This window comes from Pseudomonas entomophila, assembly GCF_018417595.1.
In the GTDB taxonomy this organism is placed as follows: domain Bacteria; phylum Pseudomonadota; class Gammaproteobacteria; order Pseudomonadales; family Pseudomonadaceae; genus Aquipseudomonas; species Aquipseudomonas entomophila_C.
The window spans coordinates 4,973,965-4,997,796 of record NZ_CP070982.1 but is presented as its reverse complement, the minus strand read 5'-3'; the positions used below and the strand labels follow the sequence as shown (position 1 = coordinate 4,997,796).

Sequence of the window (23,832 nt, the reverse complement as noted above, 5' to 3'; positions counted from 1 at the left end):
TCTGAGGGGGGGCGACCTCTGTAGGAGCGGCTTGAGCCGCGATCACCCGCGAAGCTGGGGCCAGACCGCGTTGAATATATCGCGGCTAAAGCCGCTCCTACAGAGGGTTTTGCACAGCTCAAGGAGCCGGCCTTTTACCGCCCCCCATAAGGGCATGAAAAAGCCGGTGATTCTTGCAGGAATAAAAAAGGCCGCTGCAACCGCAGCGGCCAATCGAGACGTAGATCAAGGAGCTTCAAAATCAACGTCGGTGAACCATGGTGGCCCGAAAGGCGGGGGGGAGAGCGCTTCGTGCCGACCAGTGAGGTAAGAATAAGCACTTGTTGCCATGGGAAAAATACCTGCTTCTGACATTCTCTATTACATCGCCCGCGATAATCCCCAACGTTTTCGGCATTTACTGAAGCGCTTTCGGTAGATGCTTCGTAGGGTAGTGTAGGCTCCTGTGCCAACCTTTCCCTCAGCTATGTTTTTTCTGATTTCTGCACTGTGCAATTTCCTACATTGCATTGAGATAGAAGTCATGAGCTCACATTTCCCCGGCACTGCCCCTGTCTTGGTTTCACCGATCGTTGAGCAAGAAACCCTGAGCGCTTTTGTCGTACTCGCCATGATGCTGCAGGCGCAAGTGGCCCTGGCCCCCGGCCTTCCACCGCGTGATGTGCCTCTCGACGACCCCGAGCTTTGGTTGGATGAACAGTGGCAGAAACGTGCTGATAAGTGGTGGGAGGAACAGTCCGCAGGGCTCGGTGAACAACTGCGCGAATTGTTGATATTGCAGGTACGTGCCCGTGCCCTTCGCCGTGGTGCCCCCAAGGCGGACATGGAGGCTCTGCTGCCAGATGCTGATCCGGTGGTGACGTCCGTTTCACTGATGACGGACGCGGGCGAGCAGGTGCCTATCCCAGGCTTTCTCGCACTGAGTCACAGCCAGTTCGATGACGAAGAACCGTTCATTCTCTACGGCTTGGGTAGCGTAGTCTGGTTCGACACGCATCAGCGTATGGTTGAAACCCTGGTTGCCTACCTGGAAATCGAGGGTTGCTGGCAGCAGCTCATCACTGAGCAATCGCGTGCGGCACTGCGGGACGCGGCGTCCGTGGAACTGACATTGACGCCATTGGAGGTTTCGCTTGAGGCCTATCTGCTCGAAGAGATGCGCCTGTTGCAACGCCAATTGGCGCTCAAGGCGCTCGCTGTCGAGGATGATACGGGGGCTGCTGCCGTGGCCCTCGAACCCCTGTTCGAGCAATTGCAGGGGGGCGTGGCTGAAACCATGCGCTCTTTGCGCAAGGACCTGTCGCCAGACTGGATGCGAAACCTGCCGCCAGATGACACCGAGCAACTGTCGGTGCTTGATCTGGCTGCGAACGAGGCTGAGGTCCAGTTCGCCCAGCAATCTGGGCATACCGATTTCTATGACTATGCCAGGCACCGAATCGGTCTCTGGTTGACCGACCAAGGTTTCCCCGGTTTGGAGGCAGAAGATGTGCAACTGCATATCCGGCATGACTTCACCCAAGATGCGCCAGTGCAGGTGGTGTCACTGCTCGAGTGGTTCTGCGGCGGCGCCTACCACGGTAAGCGTTTGGCTGTGACAGTCCAGCATGAGGGCTTGCGTGATGCCCTGGGGGGCGCCGGGGTATCGACAGTCGCCGATGAACTGCAACTGCATCAGGGTTATGTCGAGCAGGTCGAGCGCCTCTATGAGAGTGAATGGATTCGCCACCTGTTGGGCAAGGTACTTGGGGCCCGCCTGCAACTCGCCCGGAAGGCTGCGGATTTCCAAGGCATCGACCGCAAGGCTCTAGCGTTGTTCGAGGCGGCCATGCAGCCTTCCAGTGAAGGCACGGTCAATGTGGCCTTGTTGTCCATCAACCGTGAAATGCTGCTGACCGATCACCTGTATTTGTACAACGATGATATCCATGTGCTTTATGCGCCCGGGTCACCGGCGGGTGACCTACAGGCGTTCAACTCCTCCGGGCAGATGAGTTTCGCATTAGGTGCACTGACTGCCACGCCGCAGGGGCGCGCCTACCTTGTCGAGCATGTCCAGCATGCCCATCGCCCTGCACTGGCTCGGTATCTGAAGCTGATTGCCAGGCTGCCGCAGGAGTGGTCCCGCGAGACGATCAAGGTGCATGCGAAAAACATCGATGGCTGGGATCAATTGATCCAGCACTGGACTGACCTGAGGGTGCTGAAGATTCTCGACGACCTCGAGCCGGTCAGGCCGCCGGCGTATGATGCGCCGGATGAAGCCTTGCAACGACGCGTGGTGGATATCGACCACGAGTTACGCGTGCTCATGACGGATTACCAGGCAGTTGCCGAAGTACCGACTTTCATGGCCTATGCCCGTGAGCAGGTGAGCGAGCGCATCAACCGTTACCCTGGCAATCCGGGCGGTTGGATCGATGCCGATACCGTGCAGGTCGAGTTGGAGGACGGTGTTCGCCAATCCTTGACCCAGGTGGTGGCAGGTGGATATCCCGCCAACTTCAATTTCAAGGATTTCGCCCGGATCTCTTCCACCATTGGCCAGGACTTGTCGCACTTGAGTAACCCGCTCATCGATGGCTACATCCGGACTGCAAGGTTGGGAGAGCGGTATTGCGCTGAGATTCATCGCAGTTACCTCGGCCCGGATGGAGAGGCCCAGTCCAGGCCCCTTGAACTGCATCGCCATATCACCGGCATGAAAATTCAACGGGATTGCCTGGTGGCCTTGCAAAGTGGTCGCCTCAGTGATGATCATGCCCATTGGCTGAAATCGGTGTGCATGCAGTTTCACCAGGGCAGTTTCGTCGATGACTGCAAGCTGGCCGAGCTGAAAATCAATGGAGCCGGCGTGCCCGGTGGGTATCTGCTGCAATCTTCGCAGGCGCAAGGCACATTGATCTATCTCAGCGATGGCCCCGAGGGAGGCTATCTGTACACGATCGGGGACTTCGTCGGGCAATGGCGAGGCGCTGCCATGAAGGACTGGATCTACGAACACATTGCGACCGACGATGAACGGCTGATCCGCGAGCTGTACGAGGAGGTGCGCATCGATGACGCCAATGATGACTCGGGTGACACGGGGAATGACAGGATCGCCGCGTCGTTGCAGGTGCTGCACAACATTCGCGACCTGTCTGTCGCTTTGCGCCAACGTATAAAGCGCTTGCTGGCTGAGGCGCAACGGGACGCCTACAGCGTGGCGAGGCGTATCACCCAGGAAGTGTTCTGGCTGGTCGGCCTGGTGGCGGATGCCGTTGCCTTGGCCTTCCCGCCCGCCCGCATCGTGCTGGGCTTCATCAAGGCTGGAGTCGGGCTCTACCGAAGCATCGTGGCGTTGCGCGATGGTGACAAGACCGCCGCTCTGTTCGCCCTGCTCAAAGGCGTCGTCGACTTGCCAGGGTTTACCGGTGTGTTGAAGTTCTACGGTACCCGGCTGTTCGACCAGGGCAGCAAACTTTGGTCGAGCCTGTTCCCTGGGCCGTCATCCGCGTTGAGCCTGTGGCTCAAGAAGCAAGTCCAGTTGCTCAAGGCGTTGTACGAAAAGCACGAAATGTTCCTGGAGGCCGGGGGGCTCACGACCAAGCAGCTTTATGGCACATTCGAGCAAGAGCTGGCGTGGTATACGCAATTGTCCGTTGGCCAGCAGGAGCCGGAGCACCTCACCCGCTGAAGTGAGGTATGCGCGGCGATGATAGGCTGCCGACCCGGCCGGGCGCCCAAGACGCCGCCAAAAGTGAACAGCTTGTTGTCGAGACCGGACACTAGGGTACCGCGTCATGTCCCATCCGCCTGCTGACGGCCCCTGCGGCCGCCAGCAGGCGTTGCGCCGCAGGCCCCTGCTCATCGGCGTGGAAGATCGAGGTCGGCCCGACCACGGTCATCACTGCGGCGATCTGGCCCATGGCGTTGAACACCGGGGCGGACAGGGCGTCCACCCCGGGCATCAGCAGGCCGTGCACATGGTGCAGGCCGCGCTGGCGGATCTGCTCCAGCAGCGCCGTATAGTCGTCGGCAGTCTGCTGCCGCGCGGCCAGTTCCTGGTCGCGCAACTCGACGGTTTCCCGCTCGGGCAAATGGGCGGCGAACACCAGCCCGGTGGATGAGCTCAGCAGCGGCAGCACCGAGCCGATCTGTGTCACCACCGTCACCGCGCGCACCGCCGGCTCGATGCTGACCACCGTCGCGCCCTGGTTGCCCCACACCGCGATGAAGCAGCTTTCGTTGAGCTCGTCGCGCAACTGCGACAGCGGCAATGCCGCCACCTTCAACACATCGATACTGCCCAGCGCCGCCATCCCCACCCGCAACGCCTCGCGGCCCAAGCCGTAATGGTTGGTGGCCGGGTCCTGCTCGGCGAAGCCGCTGGCGATCAAAGCCTGCAGGTAGCGGTGGACCTTGCTCGCCGGCATCTGCACATGTTCAGCAAGGCGCGACAGCGAGGTGGAGGGGGACAGTTCAGCCAGGGCCTTGAGGATGTCGGTACCGACTTCCGCCGAGCGGACCTTCTGTTTGCCGTTGTCGGCGCTGGTGCTGGCTTTGGCCATGAGGGACTTCTACGCAGATTTCATTGGGTGGCGCCTTTATAGCTTGACGCCTGCGCACGAGCAAATTACGTTATTCGTAATCTGATTACGATAAAAACAATGCAGACGCGCTGCCACCCCCGTGCCAGTCTCCGGATCGGGCCAGCAGCCAGCTGCCAGCAACGGCTCCGCGCGAGCCCGGAGGCCCCGATGACCCGCGACACATCCCCCCAACTCCAGTACCTGAGTGGCTTCGGCAACGAATTCGCCAGCGAAGCCCTACCCGGTGCCTTGCCGGTGGGGCAGAACTCGCCGCAGAAGGCGCCCTACGGGCTGTACGCCGAATTGCTGTCGGGCACTGCGTTCACCATGACACGCAGTGAACTGCGCCGTACCTGGCTGTACCGCATCCGCCCGTCGGCGCTGCATCCACGCTTCGAGCGCCTGGAGCGCCAGCCGCTGACCGGCGCGCTGGGTGCCATCACCCCCAACCGCCTGCGCTGGAACCCCCAGCCGATGCCGGCCGAGCCCACCGACTTCATCGAAGGCTGGCTGCCGATGGTGGCCAACTCGGCTTCCGAGAAACCGGCCGGGGTGAGCATCTATATCTACCGCGCCAACCGCTCCATGGAGCGGGTTTTCTTCAACGCCGACGGCGAGCTGCTGCTGGTGCCCGAGCAGGGGCGCCTGCGCATCGCTACCGAGCTGGGCGTGCTGGAGGTCGAGCCGCTGGAAATCGCGGTGATCCCGCGTGGCATGAAGTTCCGCGTCGAACTGCTCGACGACCAGGCCCGTGGCTACATTGCCGAGAACCACGGTGCGCCGCTGCGCATCCCGGACCTGGGCCCGATCGGCAGCAACGGCCTGGCCAACCCGCGTGATTTCCTCACCCCGGTGGCCCACTACGAAGAAACCAGCGGCCCGGTGCAGCTGGTGCAGAAGTTCCTCGGCGAGCATTGGGCCTGCGAGCTGCAGCACTCGCCGCTGGACGTGGTCGCCTGGCACGGCAGCAACGTGCCGTACAAGTACGACCTGCGCCGTTTCAACACCATCGGCACGGTCAGCTTCGACCACCCCGACCCGTCGATCTTCACCGTGCTCACCTCGCCGACCAGTGTCCACGGCATGGCCAACATGGACTTCGTGATCTTCCCGCCGCGCTGGATGGTGGCCGAGAACACCTTCCGTCCACCATGGTTCCACCGCAACCTGATGAACGAGTTCATGGGCCTGATCCAGGGCGCCTACGACGCCAAGGCCGAAGGCTTCCTGCCCGGCGGCGCCTCGCTGCACGGGGTGATGAGCGCCCATGGTCCGGACGCCGAGACCTGCGACAAGGCGATCTCGGTGGACCTGGCGCCGCACAAGATCGACAACACCATGGCCTTCATGTTCGAGACCAGCCAAGTGCTGCGCCCGAGCCGCCAGGCCCTCGAAAGCCCGCAGTTGCAGGCCGACTACGATAGTTGCTGGGCCACTCTGCCGAGCACCTTCAACCCGAACCGGAGATAACCGATGAACCAGACCGCCAACGCCCGTAGCTGGGTCGAGCACGCCAACGGGCACCGCGACTTCCCGCTGCAGAACCTGCCCCTGGGCATCTTCAGCCGCCCTGGGCAGGCGCCGCGTTGCGGCGTGGCCATCGGCGACGCCATCCTCGACCTCGAGGCCGTGCTGGCCGCCGGGCTGTTCGACGGCCAGGCCAAGGCTGCCGTCGAAGCCACCCAAGGGGGGGCGCTGAACGCCTTCTTCGCCCTGGGGCGCCCGGCCCGCGTGGCCCTGCGCGAGCGCCTGCTGGCGCTGCTGGGCGAGGGCAGCGAGCACCAGGCCGCCTTGAAGGCTGCGCTGCATCCAGCCAGTGAATGCCAGCTGCACCTGCCGGCCAAGATCGGTGACTACACCGACTTCTACGTCGGCATCGAGCACGCCAAGAACGTCGGCAAGCTGTTCCGCCCGGACAACCCGCTGCTGCCCAACTACAAGCATGTGCCGATCGGCTACCACGGCCGCGCCTCGACTATCCGCCCGTCCGGCACCGACGTGCGCCGCCCCAAGGGCCAGACCCTGCCGGCCGGCCAGACCGAGCCGAGCTTCGGCCCCTGCGCGCGCTTGGACTACGAGCTGGAGCTGGGGATCTGGATTGGCCAGGGCAACGAGATGGGCCAGCCGATCCCGATCGGCGACGCCGCCGAGCATGTTGCCGGTTTCTGCCTGCTCAACGACTGGTCGGCGCGTGATATCCAGGCCTGGGAATACCAGCCGCTGGGCCCTTTCCTGTCCAAGAGTTTCATCACCACGGTGTCGCCGTGGGTGGTGACCGCCGAGGCCCTGGAGCCGTTCCGCTGCGCCCAGCCGGCGCGCCCGGAAGGTGACCCGCAGCCGTTGTCGTACCTGCTGGACAAGCGCGACCAGGCCGGTGGCGCCTTCGACATCGAGCTGGAAGTGCTGCTGCTGACCGCAGGCATGCGCGAGCAGAACCTGCCGGCCCACCGCCTGACCTTGAGCAACACGCGCAGCATGTACTGGACCGTGGCGCAGATGGTCGCCCACCACAGCGTCAATGGCTGCCAGTTGCAAGCGGGCGACCTGTTCGGTTCGGGCACCTTGTCCGGCGCGGCGCCGGGCTCGTTCGGCAGCCTGCTGGAGATCACCGAGGGCGGCAAGCACCCGGTGGAACTGGCCAGCGGCGAGGTGCGCAAGTTCCTCGAGGACGGCGACGAGATCATCCTGCGCGCCCGTTGCGTGCGTGACGGTGTGGCCAGCATCGGCTTCGGCGAGTGCCGCGGCACCGTCGTCGCGGCCAACTGAGGGGCGGTGCGATGGAGCTGTTCACCTACTACCGTTCCACCTCGTCGTACCGCGTGCGCATCGCCCTGGCGCTCAAGGGCCTGGATTACCAGGCCCTGCCGGTGAATCTGCTCAAGGGCGAGCAGCGTGGCGAGGCTTACCTGGCGCTCAACCCGCAAGGCCGCGTGCCGGCCCTGCGTACTGACGACGGCGAATTGCTGGTGCAATCGCCAGCAATCATCGAGTACCTGGAGGAGGCTTATCCACAGCCTGCACTGCTGCCGACCTCTGCCGAGGCCCGGGCCAAGGTGCGCGGTGTGGCGGCGATCATCGGTTGCGACATCCACCCGCTGCACAACGTCAGCGTGCTCAACCAGCTGCGTCAGCTGGGGCATGACGAGAACCAGGTCAACCAGTGGATCGGCCACTGGATCAGCCAGGGGCTGGCGGCGATCGAGCAACTGATCGGTGATGACGGCTTCTGCTTCGGCGCCACGCCGGGGCTGGCCGATGTCTACCTGATCCCGCAGCTGTACGCAGCCGAGCGCTTCAACATCGACCTCGCCGGCTACCCGCGCATCCGCCGGGTCGCCGCCCTGGCCGAGCAGCACCCGGCCTTCCAGAAAGCCCACCCGGCGAGGCAGCCCGATACCCCCAACTGACCTCACCTGCAGGAGCCGGCCTTGCCGGCAAAGCCGGCTCCTACATGACCATCGCGACCCATGGCATAACAACAAAAGACAGGTACCTTGCGATGCACAACCAGATAGCCAGCTTTCGCGCGGCGCTCGACGCGCGCCCGGTGTCACCCTACCAGTGGCGCCTGCTGCTGTTGCTGATCCTGCTGTTGGTCACCGATGGTTATGACGCCCAGGTGCTGGGCTACGTGATTCCGGCGCTGGCCCAGGATTGGGGGCTGGAGAAGGCCGCCTTCGGGCCGGTGTTCAGCGCCAACCTGTTCGGCCTGACGGTCGGTTCGCTGGCGGTGACGCCCCTGGCCGACCGCTTCGGCGTGCGCCGGGTGCTGCTGTGCTGCGTGCTGCTGTACGCCAGCCTGACCGTGCTGATGGTGTTTGCCACCTCCCTCGACAGCCTGATGCTGGCGCGATTCCTCTGTGGGATCGGCATGGGCGGCGCCATGCCCAGCGCCATGGCACTGATGGCCGACTACGCGCCACCGCGCCTGCGCACCTTGATGGTGACCCTGGCCGCCTGCGGCTTCTCGCTGGGGGGCGCTGCCGGGGGCTTCGTCGCGGCGGGCTTCATCGACCAGCACGGCTGGCAGGCGGTGTTCCTCGCCGGTGGCGTGGCACCGTTGCTGTTGTTCCCCTTCCTGGCCTTGTACCTGCCCGAGTCCCTGCCGCGCCTGCTGCGCGATGCGCCGCCGTATGCCCGGTTGCAACGGATTACCACCCGCGTGCTGCCGGGCTGGCAGGTGCCAGTGGCACAGGTCGCCACCGATGAACCCGCAGACAGCAAACTCACCATGGTGGCGTTGTTCCGCGACGGTTTCGCCCGGCCTACTTTGCTGCTGTGGGGCACCTTCTTCGTCAGCCTGATCCTGCTGTATTTCATGATCAGCTGGCTGCCGTCGCTGTTGCAGGAAAGCGGGCTGGCGCTGAACCAGGCCAACCTGGTCACTTCGCTGTTCCTGTTCGCCGGTACCTTCGGCGCGGTGTGCCTGGCCTGGTGCGCCGACCGCATGAAGAACAAGGCCCGCCTGCTGGCCGGCGTATTGCTGGGGGCGGCGGTGTTCAGCGTGCTGGTTGGCCTGAACCATGACGATCCACGCTGGCTGGTGCCCAGCGTGTTCGCCGCAGGCTTCTGCATCATCGGCGGGCAATTGACGCTCAATGCCTTCGTCAGCAATTTCTATCCGGCCCAGGTGCGCGCCACCGGCACCGGCTGGGCGCTGGGCGTCGGGCGTTTCGGCTCGATCCTCGGGCCGCTCATCGGCAGCCTGCTGCTGACCCTGCACATGCCGGTGGAGCAAATCTTCTTCTTCTGCGCCATCCCGGCGTTGCTGGGGGCGCTGCTGGTCAGCCAGGTGCGTGCGCCACGGCTTTCACGTGAAGTGGCGCCCAAGGGTGAAGCGCTAATGGATTGAGCGCTTGCCGCTGGGCAGTTGGCCGAGCCGTTCGCCAAGCTTGAGGCGCTGCACCGGGTCGTCGGTCAGCAGCAGGGCGTGCTCCAGGTCGAAGCGTTCGGCCTGGGGGCAGTCCAGGTGCTGGTACAGGGTGGCGCGGGCCAGGTAGTCGCCGACCTGCACCGGGCCCAGCTGCATGACCCGCTCGGCATCGATCAGCGCGGCCAGGTCGTTGTCGTTGCTGCTGTGCAACTGGCGCAGGTTGCGTGACAGGCGCTGGAGCATCTGCATCGGCGAGGCGCTGCGCAGGTGCTCGGCGGTCAGCGTGACCTGCGGGCCGAACTGGCGGGCCAGCAGGTCGCGGCAGTCGTTGGGGTAGAGGCGGCGGCCCCCGCAAGGGTCGAGCAGGTGATCGGCACCGGGTACGCGCAGCAGGAAATGGCCGGGGAAGTTGACCCCCTCCAGCGGTATCGACAGGCGCCGCGCCAGTTCCAGGGCCAGGATGGCCAGGGGCAGCGGCTGGCCACGGCGGCGTTGCAGCACCTTGTCCATGAGTGCTACCTGCGGGCGCAGCGGGTGATATTCGTCTTGCTGGAACCCCAAGGCATTCAATTGCCGCAGCAGTGGCTGGGCCAATTCGCTGAGCGGCAGCATTGGCAGGCTGGCGCTGACCTCGCGCTGCAGCTCCTGCAGACGAGCAAGGCCGACCTCAGGCTCGACGGCCCGGTCATGTTCGGCGGCGATCCACAGGGCAGCTTCCAGCAGGGCGGCCGGCTCGCGTTCCAGGCAGGCCAGGCAGGCTTGGCGTGGGTTCATGGCACCTCTCCATTACGCTTAACTTGTAGCCCTGGCGCCGGTTTTCGTCCAGTGGTCCGACCGCGTCGCAGCTGGTTTGCGCCTGCCTATACTGGAGAGAGCACCTCACGGGGGAGCCTGTTGATGTTCGCCCTCATGCAAAGTACCCGCACCCAGTCGCTGCACCTGTTCATCGACCCGCCCACGGGCCTCAAGGCCGTGGTGGTGATCCACAGCGAGCAATTGGGGCCGGCGATCGGCGGTTGCCGCTACCTGCCCTATGCCGATGACGAAAGCGCCATGACCGATGCCATCCGCCTGGCTCAGGGCATGAGCTACAAGGCTGCCCTGGCGGGGTTGCCGATGGGCGGTGGCAAGGCGGTGATCGTGCGCAACCCCCATGTGGAAAACCGCGCTGCGCTGTTCGAGGCCTTCGGGCGCTTCGTCGACACGCTCCAGGGCCGTTTCATCACCGCCGTGGACAGCGGCACCTCGACCCTCGACATGGACTGCATTGCCCAGAGCACCCCTCATGTGACCAGCACCACAGCCGCGGGCGACCCGTCACCCCACGCGGCCATGGGCGTGTTCGCCGGCATTCGCGCCACCTCCATGGCCCGCCTGGGCAGCGACAACCTGGAAGGGCTGCGGGTGGCGGTACAAGGGCTGGGGAATGTGGGCTATGCGTTGGCCGAACAGCTGCATGCGGCGGGTGCCGAGCTGCTGGTCAGTGACCTGGACCCAGGGAAGGTGCGGCTGGCGGTGGAGCAGTTCGGTGCTCATCCGGTGGTCAACGATGCGTTGATCAGCACGCCGTGCGATATCTTCGCGCCGTGCGGGGTGGGGCCGGTGCTCACCGGCCAGAGCGTGATGCAGTTGCGTTGCGCGGCGGTGGCAGGCTCGGCCAACAACCAACTGACCACCTTGCAGGTGGCCGATCAGCTGGAAACCCGAGGGATTCTGTACGCGCCCGACTATGTGATCAACGCTGGCGGGCTGATCTACGTGGTGCTCAAGCACCGAGGCGAGGAGCTGGGTACCATCACTGCGCACTTGGCGAAGATCCCGACCCGGCTGACCGATGTGTTCGCCCATGCCCAGGCGGAGAAGCGCTCGCCGGCGCGGGTGGCGCAGATGCTGGCAGAGCGCTTGTTGTACGGTTGACGATAAGTGTCGGCCTCTTCGCGGGCTTGCCCGCGAAGAGGCCTGCGCCGCAATCACTGCGCAGCGCCACCCTCGAGCAACTCCGCCAACGCATCCGGCTGGCTCTTGAACGCCCGGGCGAACACATCGCGGTTCTTGGCCATATAGATCCCGGCTTCCTCGACCTGCTGTTCGCTCAGCGACGGCACCGCCTTGTGCAGCACCTCGGCCAGGCGTTCGGCCAGTTCGAGCATCTTGTCGTGACGGTCTGCTTCGGCCTTATCCATGAACAAGCGCTCCGGGTCGCGGCTGCTGCGGTACACCACTTCGACGGCCATTCATCACCTCTGTGCCTTTTTGCTGGTTGGGGTTGCGGATAACTGTATCTTTATACAGTACAGGCGAAAGCCACCGGACCGCAACCACGATGATGGCCTTTTGCGCTGAAAAACAGCGTAGCCCACAGGTGCCCTGCGGCAATCGGCCGCCTTCCAAGGCAAGGGCGTGGCCCTTTAACTGCATGGCACAAGCGTCACAGAGGTGGCGCACCATCCTTCAGCCGTATCGGGGAATCGAACATCGTGAACATCAAATGGGCAGACAAACTGCGCAAGGGCCTGCATGGCTCGGCCGACTCGCTGGGCAACCTGTGCGTGGAGGCCTTCCACTACCTGGCGCTGTTCGGCATCGGCGCGATCACCGCCTATGCGGCGGTGGTCACCTTCATGGACATGCTCGGCAAGGGCGGGGTCAGCGTCGATGACATCCTGCTGCTGTTCATCTACCTGGAGCTGGGGGCGATGGTGGGGATCTACTTCAAGACCAACCACATGCCCATCCGCTTCCTGCTGTACGTGGCGATCACCGCGCTGACCCGCCTGCTGATCGGCGACGTGTCGCACCACAAGGCGCCGGATGTCGGCCTGTTGTACGTGTGCGGCGGCATCCTGCTGCTGGCGTTCGCCATCCTGGTGGTGCGCTACGCCTCGTACCGCTACCCGTCGACCAAGGTGCTGGACGCCAACGGCAAGGAAGTGGAAGAGGGCAAGTAAGCCTCAGTTGGCCAGCGTGCTGGCTGGGAAGCGTTGTTGGCAGGTAAGGGCGGCCAGCACTTCCAGCGGGTTCTGCCCCAGCTCGATGGCCAGGCCCAGGCGGATGCTGTCGATGACCCGTTGCAGGCGCACCGGGTCGTTGCGCTGGGCCTCGCTGACCAGGCGCTTGGCGACCACGCCGCTGTCGTCGGACAGCGTCAGCATGATGCTGCCGTCCAGGCGCTCGATGCTCAGGTTGACCCGGTATTCGGGGGCGAAGGCGGCGCTGATCTGCTCGAAGGGGTTGTTCATGGTCGACTTCTGCACTGAATGACTGCAGGCGTTGACCGGGGCAGGGCGGGGTTGGTTCAGGCCCGCTGGTCGGCCTGGACGAAAACGCCCGGCGCAAGGCCGGGCGTTGGTTGTGTGCATCACCTGAGTTTCAGGCGTCCGGGTCACTCAGCTCCAGGGCGCCGCGCTTGCTGCGCAACTTGCCGTAGAAATGCTCCAGCGCGTTGTTCAGCTTGCCGGCCGCGCCGTCGACGGCCTGGTCCAGCGAGGTGGCGGTGTGGGTCACGGAAATCGGTTGGTGGCCTTTGGGGCGAGCCTCCATCTGGCAGCGTTTGTCATGCGGTCCGGGCTTTGCGCCGTTCTCGTCGCGCAGGTGCACCTCGATGCGGGTGAGGTCGTCCTCGAAGCGTTCGAGCGAGGCGTGCAGTGTGCTGCGGACCCACTCGTCGAGCCGGATGTTGCCTTCGATATGGTTGCTGCTGTTGACCTGGATTTGCATGATTCAATCCTTATTCAGCTTGCTCGCAGGGAGGCGTGCCTAGGCCCTTGAGGCCGTTGGTATTTCTTTGCCTCTTGACTCTAAGGTCAGGCAACCGCGGAGCGAATTCAACCCCCTTTTGAAAATAAATTTCCTGTTGCAAAAGCACAGTGGCATGACCTTGATCATGGCGGGAATTTCTATTTCTGACCCTTGGGTCAACTGCGCAAGAAGTTGCGCACTCAAATGTGGATAAGTGTGTGAATACATTGATGTAGGCCTTATGCACCATGGTCTACAGCCAACTGCGCAACTTTTTGCCACCACTGCGCAAAAAGTTGCGCAACTTTTGGATGGTTTTTTCTTCCGAAGGCATTCAAATGGATGCTTAGTTCTTATAAGTCACTGAAAATACTATGAAAATATTTTCTGGCACGACTTTTGATAACTCTCTTGCTAGCCAACTGGCAATTTCCTGCCAGAACAGGCACTTATCCAGCAAGGAGAGCAACACATGGCAACTCCCGCCTACATGGCCGTCACCGGCGAAAAACAAGGTCTGATCACTGCCGGCGCATTCACCGCCGACTCGGTGGGCAACACCTACCAGGAAGGCCACGAAGACCAGGTCATGGTCCAGGGCTTCGAACACGAAGTGATCATCCCGCGTGACCCGCAGTCCGGCCAGCCGACCGGCCAGCGCGTGCACAAGCCGGTGAAGATCACCAAGGTCTTCGACAAGGCTTCGCCGCTGCTGCTGGCCGCCCTGACCTCGGGCGAGCGCATGACCAAGGTCGAGATCAAGTGGTACCGCACCTCGGCCCAGGGCACTCAGGAGCACTACTACACCACCGTCCTGGAAGACGCGATCATCGTCGACATCAAGGACTACATGCACAACTGCCAGGACCCGGGCAACGCCCACTTCACCCACCTGGAAGACGTGCACTTCACCTACCGCAAGATCACCTGGACCCACGAAGTGTCCGGTACTTCCGGTTCCGACGACTGGCGCGCGCCAGTCGCAGGCTAAGCCTGGACTCCACCGTAGCCCGCCGCGTTCGCGCCGCGGGCTGCGGTCGTTTTGACCATCGAATTTTCGCAACAGAGGGACAGGGATGTTTGCCGCCGCGAACCAGACCCATTTCAGCCTGCACATCGACGGCCTGGAGCACGACTTCCAGGTGCTTGCCTTCGACGGCAAGGAGGCCATCAGCCAACCTTATGCCATCGACCTGGAACTGGTCAGCGAGCACCCCTCGCGGGACCTGGAGAGCCTGCTGCACAAGCCCGCGTTCCTCCAGCTCGGTGACGACGGCCGCGGCCTGCACGGCCTGATCTACCGCGCCGCGCAAGGCGAGGCCGGCAAGCGCCTGACCCGCTACCAGGTGACTCTGCGCCCGCAACTGGCCTACCTGGCCCACCGCATCAACCAGCGTATGTTCCAGCACAAGACCGTGCAGGAGATCATCGCCCAGGTGCTCGAGGAACACGGCATCCTCGCCAACGCCTACCAATTCCAGTTGGGCGCGACGTACCCGCAGCGCGAGTACTGCGTGCAGTACGACGAGTCCAACCTGCAGTTCATCCAGCGCCTGTGCGAAGAAGAAGGCATCCACTACCACTTCCGCCACAGCGCCGACGGCCACCAGCTGGTGTTCGGCGATGACCAGACGGTGTTCCCGAAACTGGCCCCGGTGCAGTTCCAGCACGACTCCGGGCTGGTCGCCGACACGCCGATGATCAAGCGCTTCGCCCTGCGCCTGGAAACCCGCACCAGCAGCGTCACCCGCCGCGACTACGACTTCAAGAAGCCGCTGATCCAGCTCGAAGGCGAGGCCGACAGTCATGACGAGCCGGCCCTGGAAGACTACGACTACCCCGGGCGCTTCCTCGACCGCCCACGCGGTAAGCACCTGGCCAATCGCGCCCTGGAACGCCACCGCAGCGATTACCGCCAGGCGAGCGGCGACAGTGACCAGCCACTGCTGGCCAGCGGGCATTTCCTGACCCTCGCGAGCCATCCCAACGCCAGCTGGAACGACCTCTGGCTGCTCACCGAAATCCAGCACCAGGGCCGCCAGCCGCAGGTGCTGGAAGAAGCCATCACCAGCGACATCGACCCACGCTTCGACGGCTTCCAGCAGGGCTACCGCAACTTCTTCGTGGTCACCCCGTGGGAGCAACCGTACCGCCCGCCGCTGAACCACCCGAAACCCAAGGTGCTGGGCGAGCAGCGCGCGGTGGTCAGCGGCCCGGCCGGCGAGGAGATCTACTGCGACGAGTACGGCCGTATCAAGGTGCAGTTCTTCTGGGACCGCGAAGGCCGCTCGGACGACAAGTCCAGCGTGTGGATGCGCGTGGCCAGCAGCTGGGCCGGGCAGGGCATCGCCGGCCTGCAACTGCCCCGGGTGGGCATGGAAGTGCTGGTCAGCTTCCTCGAAGGTGATCCCGACCAGCCGCTGGTGACCGGCTGCCTGTACCACGGCGTGAACATGCCGCACTACAAGCTGCCCGACCTGAAAACCCTGGCGACGATCAAGAGCAAGGAATACAAGGGTAGCCGCGGCAACGAACTGCGCATCGACGACACCACCAGCGAAATCAGCATCGCCCTGCGCAGTGACCACGGCGCCAGTGCGCTGAACCTCGGTTACCTCACCCACCCACGCCCGAGTGGCGGCGCGCCTCGCGGCGAAGGCTTCGAGCTGCGCACCGACCGCCACGGCGCGGTGCGCGCGGCCGGTGGCCTGCTGATCACCACTGAACCCCGCTCCAACGAAGCCAAGCACCACAAGGACTTGCCGGAAACCGCCGAACGCCTGGCCACCGCCAGCGAGCAGCAGGACAGCTTGGCGGAGCTGGCCAAGCAGATGCAGGCCCAGGAACCGGGCGACCAGGACGCCGTGGCCAAGGACCTGCACAAGCAGCACATGGGCATCCTCGGCAGCGGCCCGGGCGACCTGACCAAGAACGAGTTCGCCGAATTCACCCAGCCGCACCTGGTCGTGTCGAGCCCGGCCGGTATCGCCCTGACCACTCCCGGCCCGAACCACCTCACCAGCGGCAGCCACCTGGCGCTGAGCAGTACCGGCCACACCAGTATGTCGATCGGCAAACGCCTGCTGGCCAGTGCCAGCCAGGGCATGCGCTTCTTCGTGCAGAGCCTGGGCTGGAAGCTGGTGTCGGCCTCCGGCGACATCGACATCCGCGCCCTGAAGGACAGCATCAACCTGCTGGCCAAGCTGGACATCACCGCCAACGCCGACCGCATCATCCTCAAGGCCAAGACCGAACTGGTGGTGCAGGGCGGCGGCAGTGCCACCACCTACAACGCCAGCGGCATCACCCACGTCACCAGCGCCAACTACACCGCCCATGCGGCGCAGTTCGCCCACATCGGCGCGGCGAGCATGGCCGGCACCTTCCCCGAGCCACCGAAGCCCGGCAAAGGCGCGCTGGAGCTGTTCAACCTGTACGCCAACACCAAGGGCATCAAGGCCGGCGACTACGAAGTCACCGACGCCCTGGGCACGGTGCTCAAGGGCTCGCTGGACGGGCAGGGCTTCAACGCCGTGTCCGGCGCCGCGCCCGGGCCGGCCACGGCGGCGTTCGGCCTCGACACGGCTGACACCTGGAGCCTGGGCAGCTTCGTCAAAGGTGCTCCATGGCTGAAGCTGCCCATGACTGAAGAGGGCGCGCCCTCGATGCTCGATTCGATGATCGACACGCTCACGCCTGATGGCAGTGGCGCGGCGATGGGCACGATCAAGCAACTGGCCAGCAGTGGCATGGACGCGGCCAAGAGCGGCATGAGCCTGCTCAAGACCGGGCAGAGCGCGCTGCAGGGTGTGCAGCAGGTGCAAGGCGCGCTGAAAGGCGGCGTCGCCGGCCTGCCGCAACTGGCGAGCGCCGCCAGTTCGGCACTGCCTGCCGCCTCCAGCACCCTGGGCGTCGCGGGCAAGGCCGGTGCCGTCGTGCAGGGGGGCATGGCCAGCCTGCCGAAGCTGCCGGCGCCACCCAAACTCCCCGCCTTCAAGGCACCGAACCTGAACACCCTGACTGACCTGATGCCAGGCGAGCTGATTTCATGACCGAACAGACTTCCCAACCCGGTGGCCGCGAAGTCGCCATCGTTCCCCTGAACGAAATCCACATCGAAGACGTCGGCCGTGGTGCTGCGGTATTCGATGCCTGGCTGCGCGACGTCAGCGATGGCTATGTCACCCTCGAGCGCATCAAGAACGTCGCGGGTGCCTTGCCGGTGGTGGGTAACATCATCGCCCTGGTCGACGCCCTGGGCGATATCGTCACCCTCGCTGAAAGTAAAAAGCCCGACCCGTGGGACTGGGTCAGCTTGGGCATCAACCTGATCGGCGTGGTACCTATTCCGCCGAACATGGCGGCCGCGCGCATGAGCCTGCGGCCGATGCTGTTCATGGTGCGCCAGGAAGGCAAGCAGATCCTCGGTGACGCGCTGATCGAGATCATTGCCGGGCACCTGAACGCCGACATCGTCGGTAGCCTGGATGACTTCGTCAGCCAAGCCGAAGGCAAGCTCAAGAAAACCCTGACGGCGGCGGGTGGCAAGGGCGAAGAAATACTCAACGAGATCTGCAACGGCCTGGATGCCTTGATCGATGCCAACCTCAATAGCGGCAAAGACCTCGGCGAGGCAGGCAAGAAAGCGAGCAAGGCGGCCGACCAGCTTCTGCATGACCCTCTGGCCAGTATCGACAACATCTTCGACGCGGCCTGGAGCGCCTACAAGGCGGCCGGCAAGGGCATGGCCAACATGGCCGCCAGCGCGACGATCAGTGAAGAGGCCAAGGTCTACGGCCACAAGCAAGTCGCCAAATTGCGGGTGCTGGCACCTCAGATCAAAAGCGAGATCCTCAAGCTAGGTTCTGCCAGCAACCCGCACTCGATTGAGGCGCTGCGCCTGATCCTGGCCGGCAGCGTGGCACTGTGGCGCAGGCGCAATCCGCAGCTGGTGAACACCAACATCAAGCCCAACTCCACCAGTACCGCACAGCACCAAGCCACGCAAGGCAAGCTTGAAACCCAGCGCGAGGAAGCACCGCCAAAGAATGCGGCCAACAGCTGTAAGAACGGCAGTTGTACCGGCACCAAACGCGACATCAACTTTGCCCTTGGTTGTGAGACGCTGCAGCACGTCGACTTCAGCCTGCCTGGGCCATTCCCGGTCACTTGGGCGCGGACCTACAACTCACGGCTGGCAGAACTCGACGACAGCAGCCTGGGCGCCCGTTGGCTGACCGAGTTCACCACCTGCATCGATGTTGTGGACGATGGCCTGGTATTCCACGATGTCGACGGCCGTAGCCACCCGTACCCGATGCCCAAACAGGGCAAGCCGCACTATGACCCGATCGAATACCGTGGCCTGGTGCGCACCACAGAGACCCAGATCATCCTCACCCGAGGGCTGGAGCGGCGTGAAACCTACGAGCGCGTCGGGGATCGGTTCTATCTGGTTCATATCGTCCTGCGCAGCGGCGCTGGCGCGATGCTGCACTACGAGCATCATTTCAACGGCCGACCGGTGTTGTCCGATATCAACACCTACGAGGACAACGACCCGACCAAGGTGCACCTGCAATTGGGCACGCTGCTCGACGACCATGGGCATATCCAGGGCCTGTGGCAGGTGGTCGACGGCAAGCCGCTGCGCCAGCTGTGCGCCTATCACTACGACGACCAGGGCGACCTGGTCATCGCCCAGGACGAGCACGGCGCCGCCTGGCACTACCAGTACCAGCATCACCTGGTGACCCGTTACACCGACCGCACCCAGCGCGGTTTCAACCTCGAATGGGACGGCTCGGGGGCGCATGCCAAAGCCATCCGCGAGTGGGCCGACGACGGCAGCTTCGAAACACGCCTGCAATGGGACAAGCACATCCGCCTGACCACCGTGACCGACGCCCACGGCCAGCAGACAAAGCACTATTACGACATCCTCGGCTACACCTACCGCATCAAGCATCCGGACGGTAATTCCGAATGGCTGTTCCGCGATGATCGCAAGAACATCATCCGCCACGTCCACCCCGACGGCAGCCAGGATCGCTTCGCCTACGACGAACGCAGCAACCTGCTCAAGCACATCCGTGCCGACCACAGCGTGGTGCACTACGCCTATGACGACCACGACCAGTTGATCAAGATCCGTGATGCCGAGGGCGGGCTGTGGCTGCGTGATTACGACGAGCGCGGCAACCTGGTCGAGACCGTCGACCCTCTGGGCAACAAGACCGAGTTCGCCTACACCCCGGCCGGGTTGGTCAAGGCGATCAAGGATGCTATCGGCAATGAGAAGAAACTTGCCTACAACGACGCCGGGCAGTTGCTTGAGTACACCGACTGCTCCGGCAAGACCAGCCAGTGGACGTACAACGCCTTCGGCCAACTGAGCGAGTTCGCCGATGCGGCGGGGAACAAGACCGCCTATGAATACAAGGCTGGCCAACTGGCCAAGGTCATCCACCCCGACAAGACCGCAGAACACTTCGAGCGCGACGCCGAAGGCCGCCTGTTGGCGCATGTCGATGCGCTCGACCGCTGCACCACCTGGACCTACAACGCGGTTGGCCTGCTGGCCGAGCGCGTCGATGCGGCAGAACATACCCTGCGCTACCGCTGGGACAAGCTCGGCCGCTTGATCGGGTTGGAAAACGAAAACGAGAGCAAGGCCAACTTCCTCTACGACCCGGTCGGCCGGCTGCTGCAAGAAACCGGTTTCGATGGCCTGGTCACCCGCTATCAGTACGACCCGCACACCGGTCGATTGGCGAGCACTCAGGTCGGCCAACGCCGTATCGAATTGCGCCTTGACCGGATGGGCCGGTTGGCCGAGCGTACCGCCCGCCTGGGCGATCAGAGCCAGACCGAAACCTTTGCCTACGACGGCAACGGCAAGCTGATCCAGGCCACCAACGCCGCCAGCAAGCTGCAATGGTTCCGTGACGAAGCGGGCAACCTGACCCGCGAGCACCAGCACTACCTGGCCACCGGCACGCCGATGGTTGCGGTGTGGCAGCACGAGTACGACGCGCTCAACCAACGTACTGCAACGATTCGTCCGGACGGTCACAAAGTCAGCTGGCTGACCTACGGCAGCGGCCACCTGCTCGGCATGACCCTCGATCAGCACGAGATGCTGGCCTACGAGCGCGATGACCTGCACCGCGAGGTGGTGCGGCACCAGGGCAATAAACTGATGCAAACCCAGGCGTGGGATCCGGTCGGGCGTTTGCAGGAACAGCTGCTGGGCAGCCATGATGGCCAGTCCACGCTGCTCAAGCGTCAGTATCGCTACGATGCCGCGAGTCAGCTCACCAATATCCAGGACAGCCGTCGTGGCCCGTTGGAGTACCAGTACGATCCAGTCGGTCGCCTGCTGCAGGCCACCAGCCGCCTGGGTGTGGAAACCTTCGCTTTCGACCCGGCGGGCAACCTGCTGGACCAGAAGACCCAGGAGCTGAACCGCCCGCTGGAAGCCGATCCACGCCGCAACAAGCTGATGGATAACCTGCTGCGCGAGTATGCCGGCACCCACTACAAATATGATGAACGCGGCAACCTGATTCACCGCCTGCACAACGGCTCCCACGCCCATTTCACCTGGGACCTGTTTGATCGGCTGACCTCTTACAACGATGACCAGCTCAAGGTCGACTACAGCTATGACGCCTTGGGTCGTCGTCTGCACAAGCATTCGGTGGCGCATTTCTGGGATCGCCCGGAAGCGGGCACCGGCTGGAACCAGTTGCAACGGGCCAAGCGGCAACGCGAACTTGGCTGTGGCTTCACCCTGTTCGGCTGGGATGGCGACACCTTGGCCTGGGAAAGCTCACCGCCACGCGACGAGGGCGACACCGGGCGCACCGTGCATTACCTGTACGAGCCAAACAGTTTCGTGCCGGTCGCCCAAGCCCTGCGCAACAGCCCGATCCGCCTGCACAAGCAACCGGACTGGAGCCAGCGCGAATACGACTTCGATCAGGATCCGTTGTGGCACACCGAGGTGAAACCACAGGCATTCGACGCGATTGCCTGGTACCACTGCGACCACCTTGGCACGCCGATGGAGCTGACCGATGAGCAAGGCAATGTCGCTTGGGCCGGGCAGTACAAGGCCTGGGGTGAAGTCAAAGAAGAGCGCTCGGACTGGGCCAGGCAGCACGGACTAGGCAGCCCGCTGCGCTTCCAGGGGCAGTATCACGATCACGAGACGGGGTTGCACTACAACCGGTATCGTTACTATGACGCTGCTAATGGTCGTTTCATTGGTAAAGATCCCATCAGCTTTATTGGAGGTTTAAACGTCTATGCTTATGCATTCAATCCAACACAATGGACCGACCCGTTAGGGCTGTCTCCCCAGTCAATTGCTAAAGCAGTTGTTGAACTGAGAGCGGGTCGCAGTGTTACGGTATGCTCGTTCAAGGATGCATCAGCAGTTCTGTTCGGAGCCTTCCCTGGCGCTCAAAAGTCTGCTGGGGCGGGTGATAAGGATCCAAGTAAAACTGCAAGAGACAAGGCGTCGTTCAAATCGAATCGTCAAAATGGATCAGGTCTGGCGTCTTACCATATGGACTTTAAAATTAACCCTGCCACCGGTGTTCTCTATGGGCACGAATCTCTGCCGGACGGTCATCCACATAAAACTATCCCCCACGTGAACGTCATTACACCTGAGGGGAAGAGAGCTGATATATTCGTAGAGCGCCGCACTAGCTGTCCGCGGAAATAGGAGGGTGCATGGTTGAGACAAGTACTTTGAGAGAGATAAATGCTCGCCTTAGAAGTAAGGGGTGCATATGGATTAATGCAGAGTATATGGAGGGGGGAGAGCTTATAAAGAAAGAGCTTTTCCTGAGGGTTTCTGATTTTGGCTTTAGTGTAGGTTTTGATCATTACTTGGATAAATATGAGGATGCCACTGATTTATATATAACTTATTTGCGCAGGGATTTTGACAGTCTGTCTGATGCTATAGATTTTTGTGTTGAAGAGTTATCGGTCAAGGTGTCAGATTTTTTGGGGTGTTGACTGGGTGCGCAAAGTGGTTGCTTGTCCGTAGTTTTTTTTGATGCATGGGCTTCTCTAGGAGGGGTCCATGATATTAAAGGGTCTATTAATAGAGGCCAAGGGTGTCATGTAGGTAAAAAGAGACTGCCATTGAGAATTTTTACCTGATTTGGTATAAGCTGTCCGGCTCGGTCGTTATAAGGCATGGGTCTGTAGTTGTATTTTAAGGTTATGTGGATCATGTTTTGGATGGCTGGCAAGAGCTTTGTAAGATTGCTATAAAGGGCTTATGCCCGAAGCTGGTTTGCAAGAACCATTTATTTCTCTGAGTTATCTGGTTTTTCCGATTTTTTGTAGTCAATTTCCCAAAGATAATGCGCGCGCCTTCTTTTCATTGCGGCGGCAATCCCTGTCCCCTAGTCTCGCTGAGTCGTCGCTCATCGACGGCGCGGCTTTGACAGGTCGCAATTGAAAGAATGTGCACTAGCTTCGCCTTCAATCAGTAAAAGGGGACGGATTTGAATGGCACTTACTTAACATGCTTCGGATGCCCATGTTTCCTGATATCTGCCCTTGCTGATCGACGTGGTTTGGTCAGCAAGGGGTAGGCCTGAGGCCTTCGCTTTATCGCCCGAGGCTCGACACGACCAGGCCGGTTGCCTACACGCCTTTGAGCAATCAGCATCAGCAAATCTGCCAACCGATCCTCCCCCTCGCCGTAGCTGCGCTGTCGTAGCGCCAGCCATAGCTGGAGGCTGTGCTTGAAACTCAGTTCGCGGGGCAAGCAGTCGGCCATTAACGCCGATTGTGACATGAGCATTCGAAGCATGTTAAGTAAGTGCCATTCAAATCCGTCCCCTTTCTGCTCGCTGCAACTTGGCTAGGCGAGGTGTACCAGCAAGCCAATGGCGTTTGACGCGATTGCCTGGGAGCCGGTGTGATTCACCCACAGGCACCGCGACACTCAGTGAGTCATTCCCAGCTCGGCGTCATCCATCAGCGCCTTGGCCAGTGCGCTCAGGTAATACGAGGCCCAGAGCAGTTGCGGCTTTTCTTCCATGATCCCGGTGATGGTCAGGTCGCGCACGCAGCCCATCAGTTCCGAGGCCTGTTCGCGGGTGTGCTGGCAGGGGATGCCGGGTTCGATGCAGAACAGTGGGATGGTCTGGCCTTCGCCTTGGTAGAACTTGGTTTTGCCTGCGGTGGTGTTGGGGGTGGTTTCGTCTGTTGTCATTGTTTGGTCTCCCTGGATTTTTCGGGGCCTGGGCGGGCCCTTTCGCCAGCAAGGCTGGCTCCTACAGGTGAAACGCAGCCCCCGGTAAGAGCCGGCTTGCCGGCGAACAGGGCCGGGCGCGGGCTAGTGCAGCGTCTGTGGTGCCTTGAGCATCTGCACCAAACCCGGCGCACACGAAGTGCCCCACGCACAGCCGCCATAAGGGCGAGCCATGGGAATGAACCTAGGTCGGCCTGTCAAAGCCGGTCACTGATTTCGCAGCGACCGGCCGAGACTAGAGGCCAACTGGGAACACCGCAATGGCTCGGAGGGGGGCGGGAGTATGTTTGGGAAATGGACTACAAGAAATCGGCTTAGTCTGATTTTCTGGTGGTTCTTGGGGGGCATTTTTGATCGGC

The 23,832-nt window shown here is 62.5% G+C and carries 17 protein-coding genes and 1 pseudogene; 11 read left to right on the top strand and 7 right to left on the bottom strand.

Features of this window, described 5'->3' with window-relative positions; genetic code table 11:
• The first annotated feature begins 523 nt into the window (after positions 1-523).
• Positions 524-3,679 (top strand): dermonecrotic toxin domain-containing protein, encoded by a 3,156-nt coding sequence (locus tag JYG34_RS21820; protein ID WP_213658291.1) that lies wholly within the window; start codon positions 524-526, stop codon positions 3,677-3,679.
• 91 nt (positions 3,680-3,770) lie between these two features.
• On the opposite strand, the gene JYG34_RS21815 is transcribed toward JYG34_RS21820, so the two are convergent.
• The gene (locus JYG34_RS21815) at positions 3,771-4,553 is read right to left on the bottom strand and encodes an IclR family transcriptional regulator (RefSeq protein ID WP_213658290.1); all 783 of its coding nucleotides are present in this window, start codon (positions 4,551-4,553) and stop codon (positions 3,771-3,773) included.
• A 189-nt stretch (positions 4,554-4,742) separates the two neighbouring features.
• On the opposite strand from JYG34_RS21815, the gene hmgA reads away from it, so the two are divergent.
• The 4 genes from hmgA to JYG34_RS21795 all read left to right on the top strand — a co-directional run bounded on the left by hmgA (position 4,743) and on the right by JYG34_RS21795 (position 9,426).
• Positions 4,743-6,044, top strand: coding sequence for a homogentisate 1,2-dioxygenase (gene hmgA, locus JYG34_RS21810; protein ID WP_213658289.1), 1,302 nt, complete (start codon positions 4,743-4,745; stop codon positions 6,042-6,044).
• A 3-nt stretch (positions 6,045-6,047) separates the two neighbouring features.
• Complete coding sequence (gene fahA / locus JYG34_RS21805; protein ID WP_213658288.1) at positions 6,048-7,340, top strand: fumarylacetoacetase; 1,293 nt, start codon at positions 6,048-6,050, stop codon at positions 7,338-7,340.
• 11 nt (positions 7,341-7,351) lie between these two features.
• On the top strand, positions 7,352-7,981 hold the full coding sequence (gene maiA, locus JYG34_RS21800; protein WP_213658287.1) for a maleylacetoacetate isomerase: 630 nt from the start codon (positions 7,352-7,354) through the stop codon (positions 7,979-7,981).
• Positions 7,982-8,073: 92 nt separating this feature from the next.
• Positions 8,074-9,426: an MFS transporter gene (locus JYG34_RS21795; RefSeq protein ID WP_213658286.1), complete on the top strand. Its 1,353-nt coding sequence runs from the start codon at positions 8,074-8,076 to the stop codon at positions 9,424-9,426.
• Here JYG34_RS21795 and JYG34_RS21790 read toward each other — a convergent pair.
• Entirely contained in the window at positions 9,415-10,221 is an 807-nt protein-coding gene (locus JYG34_RS21790) for a SirB1 family protein (RefSeq protein WP_213658285.1), read from the bottom strand. The two genes, JYG34_RS21795 and JYG34_RS21790, sit on opposite strands and share 12 nt — an antisense overlap.
• A 123-nt stretch (positions 10,222-10,344) precedes the next feature.
• On the opposite strand from JYG34_RS21790, the gene JYG34_RS21785 reads away from it, so the two are divergent.
• The gene (locus JYG34_RS21785; protein WP_213658284.1) at positions 10,345-11,364 is read left to right on the top strand and encodes a Leu/Phe/Val dehydrogenase; all 1,020 of its coding nucleotides are present in this window, start codon (positions 10,345-10,347) and stop codon (positions 11,362-11,364) included.
• A 53-nt stretch (positions 11,365-11,417) separates the two neighbouring features.
• On the opposite strand, the gene JYG34_RS21780 is transcribed toward JYG34_RS21785, so the two are convergent.
• Complete coding sequence (locus JYG34_RS21780; RefSeq protein WP_213658283.1) at positions 11,418-11,681, bottom strand: YebG family protein; 264 nt, start codon at positions 11,679-11,681, stop codon at positions 11,418-11,420.
• Between the two features lie 243 nt (positions 11,682-11,924).
• On the opposite strand from JYG34_RS21780, the gene JYG34_RS21775 reads away from it, so the two are divergent.
• The gene (locus JYG34_RS21775) at positions 11,925-12,395 is read left to right on the top strand and encodes a phosphate-starvation-inducible protein PsiE (RefSeq protein WP_011535644.1); all 471 of its coding nucleotides are present in this window, start codon (positions 11,925-11,927) and stop codon (positions 12,393-12,395) included.
• A 3-nt stretch (positions 12,396-12,398) separates the two neighbouring features.
• Here JYG34_RS21775 and JYG34_RS21770 read toward each other — a convergent pair whose 3' ends face one another.
• Together JYG34_RS21770 and JYG34_RS21765 are read right to left on the bottom strand one after the other, a co-directional pair.
• A complete protein-coding gene (locus JYG34_RS21770) occupies positions 12,399-12,686 on the bottom strand; it encodes a DUF3509 domain-containing protein (protein WP_213658282.1) in 288 nt (95 codons plus the stop codon).
• A 130-nt stretch (positions 12,687-12,816) separates the two neighbouring features.
• Entirely contained in the window at positions 12,817-13,164 is a 348-nt protein-coding gene (locus tag JYG34_RS21765) for an HPF/RaiA family ribosome-associated protein (RefSeq protein WP_011535642.1), read from the bottom strand.
• Between the two features lie 493 nt (positions 13,165-13,657).
• Between JYG34_RS21765 and JYG34_RS21760 the strand changes: the two genes are divergently transcribed.
• From JYG34_RS21760 to JYG34_RS21745, 4 genes are all read left to right on the top strand, one after another.
• Positions 13,658-14,176: an Hcp family type VI secretion system effector gene (locus JYG34_RS21760; RefSeq protein WP_011536257.1), complete on the top strand. Its 519-nt coding sequence runs from the start codon at positions 13,658-13,660 to the stop codon at positions 14,174-14,176.
• 85 nt (positions 14,177-14,261) lie between these two features.
• Positions 14,262-17,237, top strand: a complete 2,976-nt coding sequence (locus JYG34_RS21755) for a type VI secretion system tip protein VgrG (protein ID WP_213658281.1) — start codon at positions 14,262-14,264, stop codon at positions 17,235-17,237.
• The gene (locus JYG34_RS21750; protein ID WP_213658280.1) at positions 17,234-21,922 is read left to right on the top strand and encodes an RHS repeat-associated core domain-containing protein; all 4,689 of its coding nucleotides are present in this window, start codon (positions 17,234-17,236) and stop codon (positions 21,920-21,922) included. Before JYG34_RS21755 ends, JYG34_RS21750 begins: the two co-directional genes overlap by 4 nt.
• A gap of 8 nt (positions 21,923-21,930) precedes the next feature.
• Entirely contained in the window at positions 21,931-22,221 is a 291-nt protein-coding gene (locus tag JYG34_RS21745) for a hypothetical protein (protein ID WP_213658279.1), read from the top strand.
• 508 nt (positions 22,222-22,729) lie between these two features.
• Here the strand turns inward: JYG34_RS21745 and JYG34_RS21740 are convergent.
• Positions 22,730-23,032, bottom strand: a pseudogene (locus tag JYG34_RS21740) (IS4 family transposase); the annotation flags it as partial.
• A 132-nt stretch (positions 23,033-23,164) separates the two neighbouring features.
• On the bottom strand, positions 23,165-23,434 hold the full coding sequence (locus JYG34_RS21735; protein ID WP_213658278.1) for a DUF3077 domain-containing protein: 270 nt from the start codon (positions 23,432-23,434) through the stop codon (positions 23,165-23,167).
• Positions 23,435-23,832 lie beyond the last annotated feature (398 nt).